The organism is Planctomycetia bacterium, from assembly GCA_034440135.1.
GTDB lineage: Bacteria > Planctomycetota > Planctomycetia > Pirellulales > JALHLM01 > JALHLM01.
In genome coordinates this window covers 23810-30484 of record JAWXBP010000090.1, presented here as the reverse complement: position 1 = coordinate 30484, position 6675 = coordinate 23810, and the positions used below count along the sequence as shown (strand labels likewise).

Below are 6675 nucleotides of genomic sequence, written 5' to 3'. Positions count from 1 at the left end.
GCCCGCCCTCCGCAGAGAGACGGCGATGAAGCGGCAGGCCGAAGCGTGCGTCGATCAGAACGAACGATGATTTACAGAAAGAAACTTGCACTCCTTTGCATGTTTGCGCGCGACGTTTTCGACTGTGCTGGTGCGACCGCAAACGCATTCTGAAATGCAGAGTTTATGCATAGCGTGGGCATCGAATGGCACTTCATTCTCACGGTTTGTATTGGTTCGAGGGTTGTAACACCGCAACTCCCCGTGAAAGTGCCGCAGCAATTTGTTGTCGCAACTAGAATCATTGTTTCGCGTATCCCCGTTTACCTCAAAATAGTTATTTGCGGTGCCCGACTGACGATTCTGGTTTGTTCTTTTCGATTGCGTCGCCGATTGTGCGGTTCACGTCAGATCGCGATCCGCTCAATCTCATCAAGCGTGATCGCGTCGTCGGTGCGGTCGTACAGCTTAGTAGTTCGTGGCGACTCGTGCGCAGCGATCGCCTGGGCGTGTTCGAGCGTGCCGCCGTTCTCGAGATACGCGGTGATGCCGGTGGCCCGAAACGTGTGGCAGCAGATGCGTTCGGCGCCGATGCCGGCAGGAACGGCACGCCGTTTGACCATGCGGAGTACATCGATTCGGCTCATTCGATCGGCAGAGAGTGCGGCGGACTTGCCGGTCATGGATCGAAACAGCGGCGACTTCGTGTCGTCCGCAAAGCCTGCCGCCGCCAGATACTGATCCAGATATTCTTCAGCCGTGTGATGCACCGGTACTTCATGGAACTTGCCGTTCTTTTCGTGCAGTCGGAACCAGCTTCGTTTTCCTTGCTGGTAATAATCGTCCACATTCATGTTCACGACCGCCGAGACGCGGGCGAAACTGAACACCATCACGCCAATCAAAGCCCGATCGCGTAGACCGATAATGGTGTTGGTTTCGATCGAATCGAGCAGTTGCCGCGCTTCGGCGGCGACGAGCACCGGGGTCTTCCCTTTCTTGACGACGTGCCGCGGGCCTTTGACCGACCACGCGGGGTTCACCGCGACGATGTGGCCGGTCACCAGCCAGTCGAAGAGCATGCGGATGGCCGCAAGATGTTGTTTGACCGTGGGTGCCGAGCGGATGCGGGTCAAGTGTTCGATGTACGCGCCGATCGCGATCGGCTGAATCGTGCGGAGTTCTAATCCCTTCGCCTCGCACCAGCCAAAGAACTGCCCAATGGCTTGCGCATACGCTTCCCGCGTGTTGCGGTTGCGGATTGTCGCGGCGAAGAACTCGGCGAAACGGCGCACCGCGTCGTCGCCGGCGCGGACGATGATCGACGGCAGGCCCGCCCGCGACATTCCTGAAAACTCCGAACGGGTTGAGAGGGAGAACGGGTTGTGGGATTGATTGTTTATACTATTATCACGATACATAACGTCCTTTATGATACAGGTGACCCCTGCCCCAGCGCAAGGTCAAAGGGGCCATCGAACTGTGGATAAGTCACTGAACATTGTTTCATCATCACAACTGCCGCGAGGCGGCATCAGCGTCGTAACCCATGAAACTTCTTTCCGCAGGCCGAGTCCTCGCCGACGGGGAAGCGGCCTGTCGCAAGGGTCTTTCGGGGATCAGGGCGACTTATCCCCAACTTCCCTGCTCGCCGGCTTGTGGCATGAGGTGATAAGATGGTGAGACCGAGCGGTGCTGCTAACCGCGCCGCCAATCACCTGAAATGTCACACGTTCCTAAACGCAATCATTATGTGTCCGCCGTCGCTTTTGAGCCGTCGGTCGTCGAATATCTGAATGACTTGGCCCAGCGCATGAGGATGAGTCGAAGCTGGGTGATCAACACGATCGTGCAGGAGTACGCGATGTTCATCGAACAGAAAAACATCACGCCGCTCAAGTCGCGCACCACCATACTAAGATAATCGCCATCGCTGTCATGAACCGTTCGCTGGAGGGAAAGCAGACCGTATCGCGCTTAACAAAGCCATTTGATGACAAGGCGTTTTCCGGTTTTGCGGCTCCAACCAGCAACACCACCTACACGCCCAACCAGTTTTTCGACGTGTGTCTGCCGCACCGATCGCGCGGCTGCGTGCGGATCGTGGCGTATCTGATTCGCCGGACTTTGGGATGGAGCGATTCGCATGGCATGCCGCTGGTGGAACGCCATGCAATTTCCTACAGCGAGTTCATCGACAAAGCGGGGGTGAGCCGGGGCGCCATTAAGACAGCGTTGACGGAGGCCATTGCGTTCGGCTTCGTTCAGTGTGTCGAAGCTCCGGCGGCCAAGTCGTCAACGTCATCGGGGACGTCTGGTCGGTACGAGCTGAACTGGGACGAAGGGGCGAATTATCTCAAAAACCCTAAAGCGTTTGGGGGCTTCTTCGCCGGCGAAGGCAACCGAACCTATGTGCCCAACCAGTTCTTCGACGACCTGGTTCCCACCGAGGCATTGTCGGTGCTCAAGGTGGTGGGCTCAATCCTTCGCTTCTCCATCGGGTTTCAGATCAGGTGGGGCCACCGCCGCCAGCAAATTGATCTGAGTTACGAGGACATCCGCCGCTACAGTCACCTCGCCGACGTGCATTCCCTCATGAATGCGATCAACCGATCGATCGAAAACAACTACATCGTGCGGCTGGAAGCGGGCGTTTTCGACCCCAACGCCGGCCGGGGCAGCAAGCCGGCAGTGTACGCGCTCAAGTGGCTCAACCAAGCAGTTGAACCAATGATCGGTACAAAAACCCCAACGGTAAATTCGCAAGTTGACGATCGGAACAAAAACCCCAGCGGGATCGGTACAAAAACCACAACGGACGATCGGTACAAAAACCCCAGCGACATAGAAATAACAAGAATAAATAACAACAAGAAACAACAGGCGGCGATCGTATCGCCTGAAGCTGCTGCCGGTTTTGAATTGCTCAGAGCCGAAGGATTCGACGAGCGGGCTGCGGAGGCGATCGCGAGCCGCTTTACGGTGCAGCGGATTGTCCGCCAGATCGACTGGCTCAGTCGTCGGAACATCAAGTCCAACCGACTCGGTTTGCTCCGCACCGCGATCGAGCAGGACTGGCCGGCGCCTTCGGCAAAGTCGGGTCAACCCGACTTGCGGGGGGAACACTCGACGGGGAACCGCGTGCCGACGGGCGATTTTAGTTCGGCGCTTCGGGCGGTCCGGTCGCGGTTTGATATCAACCCATAATCCAATTTGCATGTACATCATCACTTCGATCAACGCCAAGGGAGGCTGCGGCAAGAGCACCATCGCAATGAACCTCGCCTCGGGTTTGGCGCTGCTCGGGTACGACACGCTGCTCATTGACATGGACCCGCAGGCGCAGGTCACCCAATGGCTGGGCGCCGGTGACGGATTGCGCCTCGGTGGAACACTCGCATCGGCGTTCGGCGGCGCGGAATCGTTCGATAAGGTGATTCAGCCGACGCGGTACCCGAACCTCAGCTTCGTCGCCGCCAGCGAAGGGCTGGAAGATGTGGGCCGGCAAATCACCGACAACGAAGGCTATGCCACGATGCTTACGGGGATGCTGGTCAACTCACCCCGTCAGTTCACGTTTGTCGTCATCGATTCGCCCAACCAGATCAGCCCGATCATGGAAAATGCGATCTATCCGTCCGATTTGTTCATCGTCCCGTTCGAGTCGACCAAGGCCGTGCGGTCCTACGCCAACTTCTTCAAACTGCTGATGCGGCTGCGTCCAGGCGAGGAACACCGGTTGATGCATGTACTGGTCAACCTCTCCCGTCAGCAGGGATTGCGCAACAAAGTGATCGAGACGATGGCGTTCCACGGCATTCCGCGGGCGGAAACCGAAGTCCGCACTTGCGGCTGGCTGGCTCAGGTGGACGAACACGGCGGCTCGATCTTCGACTACCGCCCGTACAGCAAAGGGGCGGCGGACATGGCGGCGCTGCGGAGGGAAGTAATTGAGATTCTCGCGCGCGAAAATGCCGACCTTCTTCCCGCACTGTCGGCCGCCGATGCGATGCTGACCCCGCGCCGCGTGGTATCGCCGTCGGCAGCAGAAGAATTCGTCGCAGTTCCGCCCGAAGTTGCCGCCGAACCTATTGCCGAACGGGCAGCGATCGTCCCGCCGCCGGAGCCATTACCCACCAACCTAAATCCACAATCATGAAACTACCCGAAGGGAAGACCCGCCTTGACCTGGTCCGCGAAGGACTCACCGGCGGATTGAAGAAGACCGGTCGTCTGGTCGTCAGCATCGACCGTCTGAGCGAAGATCCGAAAAACGAGCGCCGGACGTTCCGCAACATGGAAGGTTTAATTGCATCGATCAAGTCTGTCGGGTTGGTCGAACCGATCACCGTCATCCCCACGGAAGGGGAGACCTACCGCATCGTCACCGGCCACCGGCGGTTCAGGGCCGCAAAGGAAGCGGGACTGTTTCAGGTCGAAGTGCTGATTCGCGAACCGGAAGACGAGATCAAACGCCGCCAGAAGTCGATTATCTCGAATGTGCAGCGGGAGGACGTGGGGCCGGTCGAGCTGGCCGAAGCGCTAAAATCGATCCTGGAAGAAGGCCCGGCCATGCAATCACAGGAAGATTTGGCGACCCTGATCGGCAAGGACAAACGCTGGGTCAACGGGATGCTGCGGATTCTCACGTTGCCGCCGGCGCTGCAGACGCAAGTCAGGTCAACCCGACTTTCGCTGGGCTACGACGCGATGATCCGTGTTGCCCGCGTTGAGGATCCCAACCTGCAGCGGGAACTGGTTGAAGCGCTGCTCGGCGGCGCGACCCAGCGGGAGATTCGCGACCGCATTGGAGAAAACAAACCGCCGACATCATCAACATCGAACGACAGAACAACGGCGACGCCCAAGGCCAAACGGGTGTTCAAGACCGAACACCAGGCGATCGTGATCGTGCAGAGCACGACGGCCAAACTCAGCCCAGACCGGGTTGTATGGGCGCTTCGCGAAGCGTTGAAGTCCGCTTATGAACAAGCGGGCAAGCAGGACGAGTAGCGTTCATCGAACACAACGATTCCTATCGGACACACCACCTCAGCGGTGGTGTTTTTGCACGAGTGTCTTTCACCGCCGAACGATCCGTTCGTGCGTTGAGGGGTTCCCCAAGGGTCTCCCCACCAGGGGGAGGGGAAGAAGGAGTACGGATTCCGCCGCAAACCGCGGCGGCGCAACGGACTGTGCGTGCGAGTTGTCGGGTGCTTGCGCCCCCGACTTCGACCGGCTTCCTCACGGCTCCGCGTGGCTATTGCTCACGCTGCGGCCTTGCCCCTGATCGCTAGCGCTGGGGGCGGCGGCAATCCGGTCGAAGTCGGGGCCGCTCGAAGGTGCCGCGGGATGCGCTGCATCCCTTGCCGTCCTCGATGCCGGCGAAGCCGTATTCGGACGGGGCACTTCGGCGCCCGACAACTCGCACGCACGACGGGTGGTCCTGCGGACACAAGTCGTCCGTAGGACACGGGTGTTCTACCGAAAACAGGGGGGCAGGCCCCACTGCCTGCATGACTGCGGACAACCGCGTGTACAAAACGATGTTCGCCGACGCAAAGCAAGGCCATCGCGGCGCGGGTCGGCGGCATCGCAGCGTCGTCCTCCCCTTTTCTTGAAACACAACACCCAACGGATTGTGTCAAGTCACACGACTGTTGACATCGCTGCACATAACCGGTCCCACGCGTGTTACGCTAGAAAAACACGAGCATGAAAACGCACCGCAACAACTCTCGGGTGACCGACCGCGACATCGACGTGTTGCGCGGACTGTTTGAATGCCGCGTTCTGACGCTCGGCCAGATCGCACTCATGCAGTTCGCCGGCCGCGGCGAAGCGGCCAAGAAACGCATTCAGACTCTCAAGCGCGCAAAGCTGATAGCAGAACGTCCGCGCGCTCGGAATTACGAGCGGTCGATCTTGTTTCTCACCAAAGCGGGCTTTTCAATGCTCCGGTCCGGCGGACATGTCCGCGACTTTCCCAAGATCGACTGGGACACGATGGAAAAACGAGTTCGCGTTTCCCCGCTAACACTCGCCCACGAACTGTCCGTCAACCATATCAAAGCCATCATGACGGCGGCGATGCGCAACCAACCCGGATTGACACTCGTGGAGTTCCTCACCTGGCCGCGCCTATTTTCATTCAAAGCCAACACCGACACCGGCGATGCATTTGGGCACGAAACCGTCATTCGCCCCGACGGCTTCGTTCGCATCGAGCAGTCGCTCGCCGATGAAGTTTCCACGCATCTTGCATACCTCGAAGTCGATCGCAGCACCGAAACCCTCGACACGCTGCGGATGAAAGTGCTAGGGTATATGGATCACTTCCGTTCCGGCGGTATGGCCGCACGGCTGGGCCGTCCACGGGCAGAGTATAAATCGTCCCCGTTTCGTGTGTTGTTTGTACTCAACAACGATGAACGGCGGAACAATTTGGCCGAAGCGCTGCTCACCATGCACCGACCCGTCCTGCAGTTGGCGTGGCTGACGACACTCGACGCGATCCTGGCCGACCCGCTAGGCCCGATCTGGCTGCGTCCGATCGACTACCGCACTGCCACGACCGCAACACAGTATGAACCTAGGACCCGATTGCGAGGCGAGGTCTACCGCCGCGATCCCACCCGCGAGGCATTCGTCGCAAATGCACTGGAACTGAAACATTTTCTCACTGCAAAGCACTAA

Annotated in this window: 6 protein-coding genes; 5 read left to right on the top strand and 1 reads right to left on the bottom strand. The window is 58.8% G+C overall.

Going from position 1 to position 6675, the window contains the following annotated elements:
• Window positions 1–386: 386 nt before the first annotated feature.
• Window positions 387–1325, bottom strand: a complete 939-nt coding sequence (locus SGJ19_05305; GenBank protein ID MDZ4779649.1) for a tyrosine-type recombinase/integrase — start codon at window positions 1323–1325, stop codon at window positions 387–389.
• A gap of 377 nt (window positions 1326–1702) precedes the next feature.
• Here SGJ19_05305 and SGJ19_05300 point away from each other — a divergent pair, with 377 nt between their 5' ends.
• From SGJ19_05300 to SGJ19_05280, 5 genes are all read left to right on the top strand, one after another.
• Complete coding sequence (locus SGJ19_05300) at window positions 1703–1903, top strand: hypothetical protein (GenBank protein ID MDZ4779648.1); 201 nt, start codon at window positions 1703–1705, stop codon at window positions 1901–1903.
• Between the two features lie 14 nt (window positions 1904–1917).
• On the top strand, window positions 1918–3186 hold the full coding sequence (locus tag SGJ19_05295) for a hypothetical protein (GenBank protein MDZ4779647.1): 1269 nt from the start codon (window positions 1918–1920) through the stop codon (window positions 3184–3186).
• A gap of 10 nt (window positions 3187–3196) precedes the next feature.
• Window positions 3197–4138 (top strand): ParA family protein, encoded by a 942-nt coding sequence (locus tag SGJ19_05290; protein ID MDZ4779646.1) that lies wholly within the window; start codon window positions 3197–3199, stop codon window positions 4136–4138.
• Entirely contained in the window at window positions 4135–4992 is an 858-nt protein-coding gene (locus SGJ19_05285) for a ParB/RepB/Spo0J family partition protein (protein ID MDZ4779645.1), read from the top strand. Before SGJ19_05290 ends, SGJ19_05285 begins: the two co-directional genes overlap by 4 nt.
• 702 nt (window positions 4993–5694) lie before the next feature.
• Window positions 5695–6675 carry a replication-relaxation family protein gene (locus SGJ19_05280; protein MDZ4779644.1) on the top strand — a complete coding sequence of 327 codons (981 nt, stop codon included), beginning with the start codon at window positions 5695–5697 and terminating at the stop codon, window positions 6673–6675.